The organism is Gemmatimonadaceae bacterium (assembly GCA_019637445.1).
In the GTDB taxonomy this organism is placed as follows: domain Bacteria; phylum Gemmatimonadota; class Gemmatimonadetes; order Gemmatimonadales; family Gemmatimonadaceae; genus Pseudogemmatithrix.
Genome location: JAHBVS010000002.1, coordinates 509,119 through 525,340, shown reverse-complemented (window position 1 = coordinate 525,340; position 16,222 = coordinate 509,119). Strand labels below are relative to the sequence as shown.

The window sequence follows — 16,222 nt, the reverse complement described above, 5'->3', positions numbered from 1 at the left end:
TGCGGGTAACCCCCGAACGGCGGTGCGGGAACGGCAACAGCCTTTCAAAGAGGGCCCTTGGACGGATCTCTGCGTGGCGGCTCCCCCAAGAAGCAGTTGTCGTTCCGGCATCGCCTCTCGCCGTTGTCCCGCATTCGCCGTTGATCCCGCATCCGCAGTTCTCTGCGTCTCTGTGTCTCCGTGGTAATTCAAGAAGATCCATCCAAACCCCGGCACCAGAACGCGAACACCAATGCCAACCAAACCCTTGCCCGAGTCCAAGCACTCGGGAACCTTTCGGTATCCACAGGGTTGGCTCTCCCATTCACCGCACTCCCACTCGATGGCCACTGACGCCACGGATTCGATGACCGCTGCCCGCCGCGCCGCGCAGGTGTTGCTCGACAACAAGGCGAACGACGTCGTGATGCTCGACCTGCGCCCCGTGTCCGACATGGCCGACTTCTTCATCGTCGCCAGTGGCACCTCCGACACCCACGTGCGCGCCACCGCCGGCCACGTCGTCGACACGCTCAAGGCCGAGGGGATCAAGGTGCACTCCGTCGAGGGACTCGAGCAGGGACGCTGGGTGCTCCTCGACTACGTCGATTTCGTCGTGCACGTCTTCCATCCGACGCTGCGCACGTTCTATCAGCTCGAACGGCTCTGGGGGGACGCCCCGGCCGTGGCCGTCACCGCGTAGGGACCATATGCGCCGACCTGTTCGCCTCCCCGCCCTGCTCCTCGTTGCCGTCGCGGCCGCACTCGCCGCCCCGCTGAACCCGCTCGCCGCGCAGGGCCAGTACTTCGGCCAGAACCACGTCCAGTTCCGCAAGTTCCGCTGGCAGGTGCTCAAGACCGAGCACTTCGACGTCCACTACTATCCCGAGCTCGAGGACGTCGCGCAGTACACGGGACAGATGGCGGAGCGGACCTACGCGCGGCTCAAGGTCGTGTTCAACCACGAGTTCCGCGAGCGCAAGCCCATCCTCATCTACGGCTCGCGCAACGAATTCGCCCAGAACAACGTGATCGGCGACCCCGGCGAGGGCACGGGCGGCGTCACCGACGCGCTCCGCCAGCGCAACATGTTCTTCTTCACCGGGGACATGAAGGAATCGGAGCACGTGCTCGCCCACGAGATGGTGCACGTGTTCCAGTACGACATCTTCGGGCGCGGCCGCGCCGGCGGCGGCATGCAGGCGCTGGCGCAGGTGGGGCCACCGCTCTGGTTCACGGAAGGCATGGCCGAGTACCTGTCCATCGGCCCCGAGCATCCGTACACGGATGCCATCATGCGCGACGCGGCGCTGAACGGAAACATCCCCAGCGTCGAGCAGATGACGCAGCGGCCCGACCAGTACTTCCCGTACCGCTTCGGCGAATCGTTCTTCAAGTACGTCGGCGCGCGCTGGGGCGACGAGATCATCGGCGAGATCATGCAGGCCGTGCCCTCGCTGGGCATCGAGCGGGCCTTCCGCCGCTACACCGGCACCGACCTCGAAGTCCTCGGCGACGAATGGAAGGAGTCGGTGCAGACCGCGTACCTGCCCGACATCCCGAACCTCGAGCGCCCACGCAAGGTCGCCAACGCGTTGCTGGACGAGCGCCGCACCGGCGGCCTGATCCCCGTGTACGTCGCGCCCTCGCTCTCGCCGGACGGTCGCCAGATCGCCTTCATCTCGATGGGCTCGCTGCTGCGCGCGGAGGTCTTCCTCGACCTCTACCTCGCCGATGCGACCACCGGTAAGCGCACGGCGCGACTGACGAAGAGCCAACTGGACCCCGAGTTCGAGGAGCTGCGCTTTGGCTACTCGCAGGGCGCGTTCTCGCCGGACGGCCGGCTCTTCGCCTTCACGGCGCAACGCCAGGGCCGCGACGTCATCTATCTGCACGACGTGCGCCGCAACCGCACCGCGCGCCGGCTCGACACGCCGCTGGTCCAGATGCTCGGCCCCTCGTTCTCGCCGGATGGCCGCCAGATCGTGTTCTCCGGCATCGCCGGCGGGACCAGCGACCTCTACATCATCGACGCCGACGGCAAGAACCTACGGCGCCTCACGCAGGACCCCTACGGCGATGTGCAGCCACAGTGGTCGCCGGACGGCCGCTACATCGTGTTCGCCAGCGAGCGCGGCCCGCAGTCCGACCTCGAGACGCTGTCCTTCGGCCACTGGCAGCTCAGCATCTACGACCTGCAGACCGGCAACATCGAGGTCCTGCCGAACCAGGATGGCAAGAGCCTGAACCCGATGTGGTCGCCGGACGGCCAGTCGATTGCCTACGTGAACGACCGCACGGGCATCCCGCAGATATTCCTCTACGAGCTGGGCGACAAGCAGCACTACCAGCTCACCAAGTTCGTCGGCGGCGTGTTCTCGCTCACGGAGCACAGCCCGGCCATCACCTGGGCGCGGCAGGCGGACAAGCTGGCCTTCACGTACCACGATGACGGCGAGTTCGCGATCTGGAGCATCGTCGACCCGCGGTCGCTCAAGAAGGAGCCCTTCAGCCCGAAGGCCGCCATGCCGGTCATCGCCGAGGGCGCGGGGAGCGACAGCAGCGCGGCAGGCGCCGACAGCCGCGCCGGCGCGATCGCACGCATCGCGGAGATTGCCCGCGCCGTCGGCGACAGCGGCGCCCAACGCCTCAACACCCAGCGTGTGACGCCCGAGCGTCGACGCGCCGTCTATCTCGGGGCGGACGGCTGGCGACCCTCCGCCGTCGCCCCCGCCGTTGCCGCGCGCGGTGTCAGCGTCGCCGCCCTGCTCGACAGCGCGGAGTTGGCGCTGCCAAGCGTCAGCGACTTCACGACCGAGCGCTATCGGGCCAAGCTCTCGCCGGAATACGTGGCCACGCCGTCGGTCGGCTACTCGCAGGACAACTTTGGACGCGGCGTGTACGGTGCCACCGGCATCGTGCTCTCCGACATGGTCGGCAATCGGCGCCTGATGATCGCCGGCGGCATCAACGGCCGCCTCAGCGAAGCCCAACTCTTCCTGCAGTACAACGACCTCGGCAGCCGCAACCAGTGGGGCATCGGACTGCAGCACTATCCGATGTTCTTCCTCTCCGGCTTCCAGCAGCTGCAGCAGGGCAGTGTCATCGTGCAGCAGCAGGTCCTCTCGCGCTTCATCGTCCGCAGTGCCTTTGCGATGGGGCAGTACCCGTTGAACCGCTTCACGCGCTTCGAGTACGGGTCGTCGTTCAACAACATCGACCGCTCGCTGATGTACATCTCGGCGGCCTACGATGCCTTCTCCGGCACGGGCGGCGGCTACCTCGTCGACTCCATCGTCGGCCAGGGCTCGCTGAACTACTTCTCGCCCTTTGTCGCCTTCGTTTCCGACAACGCGCTGATGGGCGCCACGGGCGGCATCTATGGCCGGCGCTACCGCTTCCAGCTGGAGCAGACCACCGGCTCCGTGCGCTGGACCACGTACTCGGCCGACATCCGCCGCTACGACGCCATCCTGTTCAACTTCCTGACCTTCGCCACGCGCCTCGCCGCGCACGTGTCGGTCGGCCCGGACGAGGACGAGTTCCCGAAGTACATCGGCCGACCCGATTTCATCCGCGGCTACGACCGCGAGACCTACGGCGCGGACTGCGAGGCGTCGATCAGCGATCCCACGCAGTGTTCGGCCGTGCAGTTGCTGGGGTCTCGCGTCGCCTACGCCAACGCCGAGTTGCGATTCCCGCTCCTGCGCCGCGTGGATCTCGGCATCCTGCCGATCTCGCTACCACCGGTGGACGGCTTGTTCTTCTACGACTTCGGCATGGCCTGGACCGCGGGCCAGAAGCTGCATCTGGCGCGCCCGTCCAACTATGACTTCCTGTCGGATCGCTACCCGCTGCGCAGCTACGGCTTCGGCATCCGTCTGAACCTCTTTGGCGTCGCCCTGGTGCGCTGGGACTACTCCATCCCGCTCGATGGAGTGCGCCGCGACGGCTATTGGTTCTGGACGCTGGGGCAGTCCTTCTGACGGCCGCGCGCGACTAAGTTTCGCGCGTGCGCCCGATCTCGCGACTTCTTTTCCTGACGGCCGTCCTCGCCGCTGCAGCCTGCGGGGACGGCCGTCGTTCGTCCGGCTCCGCGCTGGCCGTGATGGGCCCGGACGCCGTGCTCCTGCGCGTCCCGTCGCGCGGCGGCACCGCGCGCGCCCACCGCGCCGGCAGCGACAGCGTGCTCTGGGAGTCGCGAGCTGCCGTGCCAGCTGCCGAGCAGCTGCTCGGCTTTGACGATTTCCTCGGGCTCGTGCTCGCGCGCGACCCGCGCGGACGCGTGCTCTCCATCAACCTGCGCCTCGGCACGCTCGACACGCTGGGCAGCGAACGCCTCGGCGCGCAGGCCGTCTCGGAGGGCTCGTCGGTCTATGGTCTCGATGCCCAGGGCAAGCTGCTGCGGCTGACACCCTCGGCCACCTGGACCTGGTCGGGGAGCGGCGGCACCACGGCGCTGCTGCCCAACCCCGATGGATCGCTGGTCGTCCTCGGTGGGTCGGCGACGCGCACCACGGTCCGACGCCTGATCCCGCCGGACTCCCGCACGCTGGACTCGGCCGAGGTGCCGCCGGTGCGTCTCGCCGCGCGCACCGCGGCCGGCGACCGCCTCTGGATGGTCACCGACAGCGGCCTGATCGCGCTGCGCACGCGAGAGCTCGCACGCGTGCTGCGCCTGCCGCTGCGCGACTCCATCGTCGCCTTGGTGCCCACGCCAAGTGGTGACCGCGTCTTCCTCGCCACGGCCGACGACGGCATCCGCGTGGTGGACCGCTACGCGGAGGACTTCGACGGCCAGATCGACCTGCCCGCACCGGCGACCGCGCTGCGTATCGATCCCGACGGACGCTACCTGCTGGCGCGCGCGCGCGGCAGCGATTCGGTGTTTGTCATCTCCATCGGCACGATGCGCGTCGTGAACACGGTCGTGACCGAGTGGCGCGACGACCTGCCGCTGGTGACGCCAGAGGGCAACGTCCTCGTGGCACGCAGCGCGGCCGCCGTGCTCTTGGACGCGGAGACGGGGCGCGAGCGCATGCAGTACGCGGGTGGGGCCAGCGACCGCTGGGCCCTGATCCGTTGGAACGGCTTCCGCCCGCGCGCCGCCGGACTGGACCGCCCGGTGGAGTTCGAGGAGTTTGCCGCGGACTCGGCACGTGCGGACTCGGCGCTGGCCGCGCTGATCGCGGCGCGCTACGGCGACCTCTCGGGCCTCACGCGCGCCGCGCCACTGCCGCAGGAAGAGGCTCCGCCTGCCGCCGAGCCAGCGTCCGATCCGGCAACGACGCGCGGGGAGCGCGGGACCTGGACAGTGTCCTTCGCCACTCTGCTCGACGAGAATCGCGCGCGGCAGCTGGCGGAAACGATCATCGTGGACGGCCGCCGCGCGCGCGTGGTCTCGGGTGACCGCGACGGCGTCCCGGTCTGGCGCGTGCTGCTCGGGCCCTTCAACACACGGCAGGATGCCGAGCGCGCCGGCATGACCTCCCGACTCTCGTACTGGGTGTTCGAGGGCGTGCCTTGAGCCCAGAGCGCCTGCCGCCCGCGCTCTGGGCGGACGAGGGGCAACGGGCCGCGCCGGCCCTGGCGGAGGTAGCAGCGGCGATCGTGACCGGGCGGGACCCGGAAGCGGCCGCCGCTGTCGCATTGGGCCTCGCACGCGCCCACGCCGCGGAGCGCCGCGTGGCCATCGCGGACTTGGTGGGCGGGATTCCGGCCCTCACCCCGCTGGCGGACCAACCCGGATTGCTGGAGTGCCTGCGCGATGGGCACCCGGTCTCGGACATTGGCCAGGCGCTACCAGGGCTCGCCGACGTGTACGTACTCCCGTCGGGCAACGGTCCGATCGCCGAGCGCTGGGTGATGGAGAGCCGCCGATGGGAGCGGCTCATCGGTGGCTTTCGTGAGGCCGATGCGCTGCTGCTGCTCGTAGTGCCGCCTCACGCGCCAGGGATTGCGTCGTTGATCGCCCAGGTGGATGGCGTGGTCGCGGTGGACCTGCCACCCGCCGAGCTACGCGCCTGGCCGCTGCTGGCGACGGTTGATCACCCGGAACCTGAGCTGCCACCCATCATTCCTGCCGCCGGACGGGCCGCCGACGCGGATGAGGCACGCCCTGTCGGAGTGGATGGTGCGCGCGGTGGCACCCAGCCCAGGTTGCATCGCGGCCTGCGCCAGCGCCCCAGGCGCGTGGGCCGCTGGATACTCGCCGCGACCCTCGCGCTGGGCGCCACCGGCTGGTGGTGGCTCAATCGCGCTGAGCGCTCACGACTGGGCTCCGCTTCGCCGGTGGACAGCAGCGCCGCGCCAGCGCCCATTCCCGACTCGGCTGCGGGCGCCGAGCGCGAAGGCGCCGCGCCGGAAGCCACGGCGCCTGCCCCGCGAATTCTCGAAGTGACGCTGGGTCCGCTCGTCAACCCCTCGGACTCCCTCGCCGCCCAACGATTCACGGTCGAACTCGTAGCGGCGAACACCCTCACGAGTGCAAATTCCACGCTTCGCTTTCCGAGCGGGACACCGCCGGTCGCGACCGTGTCGCCCGTGCTCTTGGGGGCCACGCCGCGCCCGTGGTACCGCGCCCTCGCCGGGGCGTGGCAGACCCGCGACGAAGCCGAGGCTTGGCTCGCGGCGCGACGCGCCACGGGTGAGGTCCGGGAGGGGGTCGGACGCGTGCTCGAGGCGCCGTATGCCTTGGTGCTCGCCGACGGGCTCTCCACGACGGAAGCGTCGGCCCTCGTGGCCGAGTGGGAGATGCGCGGGGTCGCGAGCTATGCCCTGCGCCAGGAGGCAGGACGGGTGCGCGTGTATGCGGGCGCCTTCGAGACGGTGGGCCAGGCCGCCTGGCTTGCCAGCACGTTGCGTGACGTGACGGGAGAACTCCCGCGCGTGGCGTATCGAACCGGGAGAATGTTCTAAGTGCGGTTGACCAAGCTCGAGTTGCACGGCTTCAAGTCGTTTGCGGATCCGGTGTTCCTCACCTTCGACCACGGGGCGACGGCGATCGTCGGCCCCAACGGCTGCGGCAAGTCGAACGTGTCGGACGCGGTGCGCTGGGTGCTGGGTGAGCAGCGCGCGCGATTGCTGCGCGGCGGCAAGATGGAGGACGTGATCTTCCAGGGCTCCTCGGCGCGGCGCGCGACAAACATCGCCGAGGTCTCGCTGCACTTCGAGAACGAGGACGGCCAGCTGCCGGTGCCGTTCAAGGAAGTCGTCATCACGCGGCGCCTCTCGCGCAGCGGTGAGAGCGATTACTTCCTGAACCGCGCGCCCTGCCGCCTCCGCGACATCCACGACCTCGTGCGCGGCACGGGGCTCGGTGCCGATTCCGGCGTGGTCATCGAGAGCAAGATGATCGATGCCCTGCTCTCCGACCGGCCCGACGACCGTCGCGAGCTGTTCGAGGAAGCGGCCGGCGTGGGCCTGTATCGCGATCGCCGTCGCACCACGGAGCGCCAGCTCGAGGCGACCAGCGCGGACCTGATTCGCATCGACGACCTGATGTCTGAGGTGCAGACGCAGGTGCGCTCGCTGCTTCGCCAGCGCAACAAGGCGGAGAAGTCGGCCACGCTCACGGCGCGCCGCTTCTCGGTGGAACTCACGCTCGCCTCGCGCGAGATGGCCGCCTGGCAGGCCGAGCTCGCCGACCTCGAGTCGCGGCTGGGCTCGCTGCGCGAGGCGCTGCCCACGCGCCAGCAGGCCGTGCGCGACGCCGAGGTCGCGCGCGACGCGGCGCAGGCCTCACGTGCCGCCGCTGAGACGCAGCGCCACGAGCGCGCCGCCGTGGCCGCAACCGCACGGCAGGCCGTGCTCGAGTTGCAGCAGGAACTCGCGGTGGCCGAGGAGCGCCATCGCAATGCGCTGACGCGCCGCGAACGCGCGCAGCAAGAGCAGGCCGAGGGCGCCGCCTTCGGCGATCGCCTCAAGGGCGAGGCCGAGGCAGCGGCTGCGGAGGAATCGCAGTGCGCCACCGCCCTGCACGAAGCCAACGACCTGCTGCGCCAGCGCGTGCAGGCTGAGGAGCAGGCCCGTCAGGGCGTCGTCGAGGCGCGTAACGCCGCCGACGCCGCCGACCGCGGCGTGCGCGAGTTGCGCGACCAGTCGCGTCGCCTGGAGCTCGAGCGCGAGAATGCGGAGCGGGAGCTGGCAGAGGTCGCTCAGCGCAGCGAGGCCCTGGTGGCCGAGCACGAAGCGCTGGCGGACCGCCTGGGCCTCGCCGAGCGCGAGCTGCAGGCCGCCGACGAGTCGCTGGCCATCGCCAAGGAAGCCTCCGACGCCGCCGACGCCGCCTTGCAGGCCGCGCGCGCCGCCGCGCGCGACGCGCGTGAGCGCGAGGGAGCGGCCCGCGCCGATGTGCGGCGCATCGAGGAGGAGCACACGGCGCTGCAGGGTCGTCTCGCCGCGTTGGAGCGCCTCGAAAAGGAGCGCGTGGGCCTGGCGCCGGCGGCGGCGCGCCTGATCCGGGAGCGCGAGCGGTTTGCGCAGGATGCCATCCTCGGCCCGCTCTCCGACTTCATCGGCGCCGACGCCGAGGCCGCCGTTCAGATCGAGCGCTTCCTCGGGGCCTCGGTGCACGCCGTCGTCGTGCGGGATCGTGCGGCGGCCGACGCCGTGCGCGCCTGGCACGCCGAGGTGAACCCTGGTGCCCTCCTGCTGCTGCCGCTGGACTCGCTGCAGGCTGAGGGCGGCAACGCAGATCCCAGTGAACTCGCCGCCCGCGTGCGCGCCGAGGGTGCAGGCAGCGGCTGGGTGCGCGCCCTGCTCGGCAAGGTGCGCGCCACCGGCGACGGCAACGGGTTCGTCGATGCGCGTGGTGCGATGTGGCTGCCCGCGCGCGATACCGGCGCCGGCCCGCTGGCGCGGCGCGCTGAACTCGACACGCTGCGCGCCTCGCTGGCCACGGTGGACACGCGCCGCGCCGACGTGCAGGCGCGCGCGCAGCAGGTACACAACGAGGTCGTGCAGGCCGAAGCCTCCGCGGCGCAGGCGGCCGACGGCGCCGCCGCCGCGCAGCAGCAGTTGGCGCAGGCCGCGCAGCAGCGGGGCGAGCGGGATCGCGTGCGCGAGCGCGCGGCGCGCGAACTCGCCGACGCGGTGGCCCTGCGCGAGAAGCTCGCCGGCCGCCACACCGAGCTCGGCGATCGCGTCAACGCCAGCCTGACGGCGCAGGATGAACTCGCGCGCCGTCTCACCGAGGCCGATGAGTCCGCCGGATCCGTGCGCGGGTTGCTTGCCGCCGCCGAGCGGGCGCAGGACGAAGCCCGCGAGTCGCGCGCCGCCCAGCAGGTGGCGCACGCGCAGGCTGAGGCACGTCGACAAGTCGCCGCCGAGCGCCGCGAACGCCTCGAGCGCGAGCGCAACGCCGCGCAGGATCGCCTGGCCGCACTCGAGCGTGAGATGCAGTCGCTGGCCGAGCAGGATGGCGCGCTCGAGCAGCAGATGACCGTGTGGCAGCAGGAGCTGGAGTCGCGGCGCGGCTCGCTGGCTGAGGCCGAGCAGGCGTTGGCTGAGGCAGAGGCCACGGTGCGTGACACGGACACGGAGCTCGCCGACGCCGGCCAGGCGCTCGACAGCGCGCGCGCCGACGCCGGCAGCGCCAACGAGACCCTGCACCACGCCGAACTGCGGCACACGGAACTGGCGGGCCGCCGCACGGCGATCCGCGAGCGCCTCGAGGCCGAGTGGCGCCGTCCGCTGGACGAGCTCTTCGCCGACTACCAGCCCGTGGAAGCCGAGGACGATGCCCTGCGCATCGAGGCCGAGGACCTGCGCAAGCAGTTGGAGTCGCTGGGCCCGGTGAACCCGCTGGCCATCGAGGAGCACGAGGAGGAGACCAAGCGCCTCGAGTTCCTCACGACGCAGCGCGCCGACCTCACCGAGGCGCAGGCCAAGCTGACGCAGGCCATCAAGGAGATCGACGTCACGGCGCGCGACCTGTTCCTGGCGACCTTCGCGCAGGTGCGGGCGCACTTCCGCGAGATCTTCATGACGCTGTTCGGCGGTGGCGAGTGCGACCTGCGCCTCGAGGATCCCGACAAGCCGCTGGACTGCGACATCGAGATCCACGCCAGCCCGCGCGGCAAGCGCACGCAGCGCATCCACCTGCTCTCCAGCGGCGAGCGCGCGCTGGTCGCGCTCTCGCTGCTGTTCGGCATCTTCCTCACCAAGCCCAGCCCCTTCTGCCTGCTGGACGAAGTGGACGCGCCCCTGGACGACCAGAACATCGGCCGCTTCGTGCGCATGCTGAACGAGTTCAAGAAGAAGACGCAGTTCATCGTGATCACGCACAATCCGCGCACGACCACCGAGGCGGCCGACGCCGTCTACGGCGTGACGATGCAGGAGCCCGGGGTCTCGTCGCTGGTCAGCGTGCGCATGCGCGGTGGGCCGGCGGTGGACGAGGACGCAGCTTAACCGGCGGATGCCCTAGGCATCGCCCAAGGAACAGACCGATGCTGGTGGTGATGAAGCAGGGCGCCACGCCCGAGCAGATCGAGGCGGTGTGCCAGTGGATCAAGGACCGCGGCTACTCGCCGCAGCCGATGCCGGGCGCCCAGCGCACGGCCGTCGGCCTCGTCGGCAACGACGGCCGCGTGGATGGCTCGCCGCTGGAGGACTTCCCCGGCGTCGCTGAGATCATCTACGTCTCCAATCCGTACAAGCAGGTCTCGCGGGAGTGGCGGAAGGAGAACACCGTCGTCGAGATCGCGCCGGGCGTGCGCTTCGGCACGAACGAGGTGCCGATCATCGCCGGCCCCTGCTCGGTCGAGAACGAGCAGCAGATCGTGCTCGCCGCCCAGCAGGTGAAGAAGGCCGGTGCCGTGGCGCTGCGCGGCGGTGCGTTCAAGCCGCGCTCGTCGCCCTACTCCTTCCAGGGACTCGGCAAGAAGGGCCTCGAGCTGCTCGCGCTGGCCAAGCGTGAGACGGGCCTGCCCATCGTCACCGAGGCGATGGACGAGCAGGGTGCCGAGATGGTGGCAGAGTTCGCCGACTGCATCCAGATCGGCGCGCGGAACATGCAGAACTACTCGCTGCTGAAGACCGTCGGCAAGCTGAAGAAGCCGGTGCTGCTGAAGCGCGGGATGGCGGCGACCATCCAGGACCTGCTGCTGTCCGCCGAGTACGTGTTGGCCGAGGGCAACCCGAACGTGATCCTCTGCGAGCGCGGCCTGCGCAGCTTCGACACGACCTCGCGCAACCTGTTTGACCTCACGGCGATCCCGGTGGTGCAGCAGCTCTCGCACCTGCCGATCGTCGCGGACCCCAGCCACGGCACGGGTCGTCGCGACAAGGTGCTGGCGATGTCGCGCGCGGCGGTGGCCGCGGGCGCGGACGGCATCCTGATCGAGGTCCATCCGACGCCGGAGAAGGCGATGTCCGACGGTGCGCAATCGCAGACGCCAGAGCAGTTCGCCGATACCGTGGTGCAGCTGCGCCGCGTGGCCGAGGCCGTCGGGCGGAAAATCGCCGGCTAGTCTTCGCTGACGAAGACGTCGCGCGGGCTGCGCGCGCGACGTAGCAACTCGGCCGCCCGCGCCACGACGGCGTCGTTCCGCACCAGGCGACGCTGCGAGTAGGGGATGCCCCAGCCCTGCCGCGCGATCTCATTCCCCAGCGACCGATCCACCAGCGACGGCACGGCGTCGAAGGTCGCAGCATTCACGCGCACGCCAAGCTGCGCCAATCGCGCGCGCACACGGCTGCGCCAGGCCGGGTTCACCGTGAACATCGAGTCACGGACGGCCCGCTCGGCAATCAGCGCGCGAGCCTCGGCGGTGAGGGCCTCACGCCAGCGCGGCACATCGACGCCCAACTCGGCGAAGAAGCGGCGCTCGGCGAGGTTCGGCAGGCTGTCGCCGGCGAACACATCGGGTACGATGCCACCGCCGCCGAGGACGCGCCGGCCTTCCGCGGTGCGGAACACGGGTCGCGCGGTGTCCGCGTCGGCCAGCGGAATCTCACCCGGCAGCGGCGTCTCGAGACTGCGCCCGAGCGGCGTGAACCAGCGCGCGTGCGTGAGCACCACGGCGGCGCCGTTCTCGAGCGGATACACCGCCTGCGCGCTGCCTTTCCCGAAGGTGACCTGCCCCATCACCAGCGCGCGGTCGTGGTCCTGCAAGGCGCCGGCAACGATCTCCGCGGCGCTGGCCGTGCCAGCACTCACGAGCAGCACCAGCGGCATTCCCGCCCAGCGCTCGGCGGATCGGTCCATGTACGAGGCATTGGCCTCCGCCACGCGCCCGCGCGTGGTGACGATCTGCTTGCCCTCGGGCAGGAAGAGATCGGCCACGCCCACGCCTTGGTCGAGCAGTCCGCCGGGATTGCCACGCAGGTCCATCACGAGGGATCGCGCCCCGACGCGCCGCAGCGAGTCCACCGCGGCAATGAGCTCGGCCTCGGTGGAATCGCTGAAGTTGGCGACGGCCACGTAGCCGACGCCGTCGGGCAGTACGGTGGCCCGCGTGACTGCCGCCACGCGGATGTCGGCGCGCTCAAGCGTGACCGGAATGCGCGTGCCGCTGCCGCGTTCGATGACCACGTGCACCGTGCTGCCGAGCGGTCCGCGCAGCGCCGTGCTGGCCTCGCTCACGGCCCAGCCCTGCATCGAACGGCCATCGACCTCCACGAGGCGATCACCCGGCTGCAGGCCGGCGCGCTCCGCCGGCGAGTTCGGCCGCGGTTGCAGCACCGTGATCCAACCATCGCGCACGTCCACCTGCAGGCCGACGCCGCGATACGAGTTCGAGACGGAGCGCTGTAGTCGCTCCACGCGCTCTGGCGTCAGGTAGGCCGAGTGCGGATCTCCAAGCTGCGTGACGAGGCCCTGCACCGCGGCTTCCCAGAGCCGCTCCTCGGGCACCGAGTCCACGTAGGCATCGCGCACGCGCTGCATCACGATGTCCAGCAGCTGGGCGCCTTCGCGCGCGCGGCGTTCGTCGCCGTTCACGGCGCGGGCCACGAGCCAGACACCGGCGGCAAGGCCCAAGCCAAGCAACGCGGCGGGTGGCAGGAGCCGGAGGCGACTGCTCACGCGCGGACTCCGGCGGCGGTGCTCAGCGCCGGCAGGCGCAGGTTCAAGGTGTCCAGCACGCGCTGCTCGACGTCATCCTCGCTGCCCACGGCGTCGATGGAGACGATGGGCCCGCACTCCGGATGCGCGGATTGCCAGGCCGGATCCGCGAAGGCGTCGAAGGCGGACAGCACGCGTTCGTGGAAGCCGCGGTCGGCGCGTTCGAAGCGGTCGGCCGCACCGCGCTGCGCGGCGCGGGCCAAGCCTTCCGCCACCGGCACGCGCAGTAGCAAGGTGAGATCGGGTACCAGATCCGCGATGGCGAGACGGTTTGCCGCGCGCACCTCGTCCTCCGGCAGTCCGCGACCGTGGATCTGGTAGGCGTAGGTCGAGAGCAGGTAGCGGTCCAGCAGCACGTGCCGTCCCTCCGCGAGGGCCGGCCGCACCATCTCGTGCAGCAGCTGCGCGCGCGAGGCGATGAACAGCGCCACTTCCGCGCCCGGTGCGAGCGCCACGTCCGCGTGCAAGAGCAGCTCGCGGATCCGATCGCCCGTGGCCGTGCCTCCGGGCTCGCGAAACATCGCGTGCGGAATGCCGGCCGCCTCGAGGCGTGCGACGAGTCGACGGAGCTGGGTGGTCTTCCCCGCCCCCTCGCCGCCCTCGAATACCAACAGCCGGCCGCGCGACACGCTGCTCACCCGAGCGTGATGATCGAGCTCGTCGCACCCTTCCGGATGCCCTCGAGCATCCACTGGTTCACCTGCACCATCACCTTGTCGAAGTTCTCGTTGGCCGCGACAAACTGTTGGTAGAGGGAGTTGCCCTGCACCTTTTGCAGCAGCGTGTCGAGCTCCTGCTCCATCTGCTCGCTGGGCTGCTCGCCGCGGCCGATCAACTCCTGCGCTTCGGCGCGGAGCTGCTCCATCCGCTGCAGGGCCGTGACCACCTCACGGTCGCCATTGAGCGCCTCATTGGCCCGCTTCACCGCCTGGTACTCGGCACTCTGGCCGATCAGGCGACCCACTTCGACTGCCTTGTCCTGCAGCATTACGACTCCTGTCGTCGGGCCACCACGAAACGCGGGCGGCCGGTGAGATCGAGACGATGTTCCACTTCGGTGAACCGGGGGTCCGCCGCGACGGCCGCCACCGCGAGGTCGGCGCGCCTGGCGTCCACCTCGAGGGCGAGCAGTCCGCCGGGCAACAGCACCGCGGCGGCCTCAGGGACGAGGGCCCGAATGGCCGCCATCCCGTCGTCGTCGGCGAAGAGCGCGAGGTGGGGTTCCCAGTCGTGCACCAAGGCCGGGAGTTCGCGCGCTTCCGCCGGGGAAATATAGGGCGGGTTACTGACCACCACCTCCACCCTCTCTCCGGCCACGGGGGCCAGGAGCTGGCCCTGCCGGAACTCCACGCGGGCGCGGCGGTCCTCGGCGATGGCGCCCAGGTTCTCGTGCGCGACGGCGAGGGCGTCCGCCGAGATGTCCGTGGCAATCACGCGCTCGAATCCGCCCTCGGAGGCGAGCGCTAGGGCGATGGCGCCCGAGCCGGTCCCCACGTCCACCACGGTGCCCCGCCCCCCACGCTGGGCCGCGAGCACGAGTTCGACGAGCAACTCCGTCTCCGGCCGCGGGATCAGCACGCGGCGATCCACGGCGAGGGTGAGCTGGCGGAAGCCTGCCTTGCCGACGGCGTACTGCATCGGCATGCCCTCGCGAAACCGTGCGGCAGCGGCCTCTATCGCCAGGGCGTCGGTCGCGGCAAGTGCAGAATCCGCGTTGGCGGAAGGCCAGAACCGCGGTCGATCAAGCACCGCGGCGATGAGGTCACGCGCCTGTGCCCGGGCCGGCGGCACTCCCGGCCCGACGAGTCGGCGCGACAGCGATTCCATCAGCTCGCCGACCGTCATCGCGTCGGCGTCAGCCGCCGTCACCCGCCAGCCGCTCCTCGATGTCGGCCAGGTGCAGCGCGTCCATCAACTCGTCCAGCTCCCCGTCCATCACCCCGGCCAGATCGTGCGTCGTGTAGCCGATGCGATGATCGGTCACGCGCGACTGCGGGAAGTTGTAGGTGCGAATCTTCGCCGAGCGGTCGCCGGTGGAGACCTGCGACTTCCGCATCCGCGAGCGCTCGGCTTCCTGCTCGGCGATGCGCAGGTCGAGCAGGCGCGAGCGCAGCACCTCCATCGCCTTCAGCTTGTTCTGCAGCTGCGACTTCTGGTCCTGCTGGCTGACCACGAGCCCCGTCGGGATGTGCGTGATGCGCACCGCGGAGTCCGTGGTATTCACCGACTGGCCACCCGGGCCCGACGAGCGGAACACGTCGATGCGCAGGTCCTTGTCCTCGATCTTGAGGTCGATTTCCTCGGCCTCGGGTAGCACGGCGACGGTGGCGGCCGAGGTGTGGATGCGGCCGGCGGCCTCGGTGGCGGGCACGCGCTGCACACGATGCACGCCGGACTCGAAGCGCAGGGCGCCAAAGGCACCGGGCCCGCTGACCTTGAAGATGACTTCCTTGATCCCGCCGAGGGCGCCCTCGGAGTAGGAGATCGTCTCCACGCGCCAGCCGCCGTGCCGCTCGATGTAGCGCGAGTAGGCGCGGTGCAGGTCCGCGGCGAACAGCGCGGCTTCGTCGCCGCCGGTGCCAGCGCGGATTTCTACGATGGCATTGCGGTCGTGCAGCGGGTCCGGCGGGACCAGCAGCGGCCGCAGTGCGAGTTCCTCGGCCTCGATGTCGCCGCTCAGGCGCTCGACCTCGCGCTTGGCCTCGGCGGCGAGGTCGGCATCATCAAACGCAACGAGCTCGCGCGCCTGCGCGAGCTCGTTCTCGAGCTTCTCGAGATGCTGGGCGCGCTCGACGACCTGTCCGAGGCGCTGGTGCTCACGGCCCAGCGACGCCATCAAGCGGGCGTCGCGGACCGTCTTGGGATCGAGAAGGTCGCGCTCGACCTCGGCGGCGCGCCGCAGCGCGTCGGCGAGCCGGTCGCGGAGACTCAGGCGCTCTGCTTCCCGTACTTCTGGCGGAAGCGCTCAACACGGCCAGCCGTGTCGATCAGCTTCTGCTTGCCCGTGAAGAACGGATGGCAAGCGGCGCAGATGTCGGTATGGATCTCGGCGACGGTCGAGCGCGTCTGGAACGTGTTGCCGCAGGCGCAGGTGACGGTCGCGGTGGCGTACGTAGGATGGATTTCGGCCTTCATGGGTGCCTCAGGAGCGGAATCGGAGTTAGCAATGAATGA

At 70.3% G+C, this 16,222-nt stretch carries 12 protein-coding genes; 6 read left to right on the top strand and 6 right to left on the bottom strand.

Annotated features, from left to right (window positions below; genetic code table 11):
* The first annotated feature begins 322 nt into the window (after positions 1-322).
* Genes rsfS through aroF form a run of 6 tightly spaced genes read left to right on the top strand, consistent with a single transcriptional unit; the run spans position 323 to position 11,453 of the window.
* Complete coding sequence (gene rsfS / locus KF709_12395) at positions 323-682, top strand: ribosome silencing factor (protein ID MBX3175209.1); 360 nt, start codon at positions 323-325, stop codon at positions 680-682.
* Between the two features lie 7 nt (positions 683-689).
* Entirely contained in the window at positions 690-3,965 is a 3,276-nt protein-coding gene (locus tag KF709_12390; GenBank protein MBX3175208.1) for a PD40 domain-containing protein, read from the top strand.
* Between the two features lie 26 nt (positions 3,966-3,991).
* Complete coding sequence (locus KF709_12385; protein MBX3175207.1) at positions 3,992-5,506, top strand: SPOR domain-containing protein; 1,515 nt, start codon at positions 3,992-3,994, stop codon at positions 5,504-5,506.
* Positions 5,503-6,897 (top strand): hypothetical protein, encoded by a 1,395-nt coding sequence (locus KF709_12380; protein ID MBX3175206.1) that lies wholly within the window; start codon positions 5,503-5,505, stop codon positions 6,895-6,897. The genes KF709_12385 and KF709_12380 overlap by 4 nt, the downstream gene beginning before the upstream one ends.
* Positions 6,898-10,392, top strand: a complete 3,495-nt coding sequence (gene smc, locus KF709_12375; protein ID MBX3175205.1) for a chromosome segregation protein SMC — start codon at positions 6,898-6,900, stop codon at positions 10,390-10,392.
* 38 nt (positions 10,393-10,430) lie between these two features.
* Entirely contained in the window at positions 10,431-11,453 is a 1,023-nt protein-coding gene (gene aroF, locus KF709_12370) for a 3-deoxy-7-phosphoheptulonate synthase (GenBank protein ID MBX3175204.1), read from the top strand.
* On the opposite strand, the gene KF709_12365 is transcribed toward aroF, so the two are convergent.
* The 6 genes from KF709_12365 to rpmE are packed head-to-tail and all read right to left on the bottom strand — an operon-like array spanning position 11,450 to position 16,183.
* Complete coding sequence (locus KF709_12365; GenBank protein MBX3175203.1) at positions 11,450-13,009, bottom strand: S41 family peptidase; 1,560 nt, start codon at positions 13,007-13,009, stop codon at positions 11,450-11,452. The genes aroF and KF709_12365 overlap by 4 nt on opposite strands.
* Positions 13,006-13,686, bottom strand: coding sequence for a dTMP kinase (tmk, locus tag KF709_12360; GenBank protein ID MBX3175202.1), 681 nt, complete (start codon positions 13,684-13,686; stop codon positions 13,006-13,008). Before tmk ends, KF709_12365 begins: the two co-directional genes overlap by 4 nt.
* Positions 13,683-14,036, bottom strand: a complete 354-nt coding sequence (locus KF709_12355; protein MBX3175201.1) for a YlbF family regulator — start codon at positions 14,034-14,036, stop codon at positions 13,683-13,685. The genes tmk and KF709_12355 overlap by 4 nt, the downstream gene beginning before the upstream one ends.
* A complete protein-coding gene (prmC, locus tag KF709_12350; protein ID MBX3175200.1) occupies positions 14,036-14,917 on the bottom strand; it encodes a peptide chain release factor N(5)-glutamine methyltransferase in 882 nt (293 codons plus the stop codon). The genes KF709_12355 and prmC overlap by 1 nt, the downstream gene beginning before the upstream one ends.
* Positions 14,904-15,980 (bottom strand): peptide chain release factor 1, encoded by a 1,077-nt coding sequence (gene prfA / locus KF709_12345; protein MBX3175199.1) that lies wholly within the window; start codon positions 15,978-15,980, stop codon positions 14,904-14,906. Before prfA ends, prmC begins: the two co-directional genes overlap by 14 nt.
* Positions 15,977-16,183: a 50S ribosomal protein L31 gene (gene rpmE / locus KF709_12340; protein ID MBX3175198.1), complete on the bottom strand. Its 207-nt coding sequence runs from the start codon at positions 16,181-16,183 to the stop codon at positions 15,977-15,979. Before rpmE ends, prfA begins: the two co-directional genes overlap by 4 nt.
* Positions 16,184-16,222: the final 39 nt, after the last annotated feature.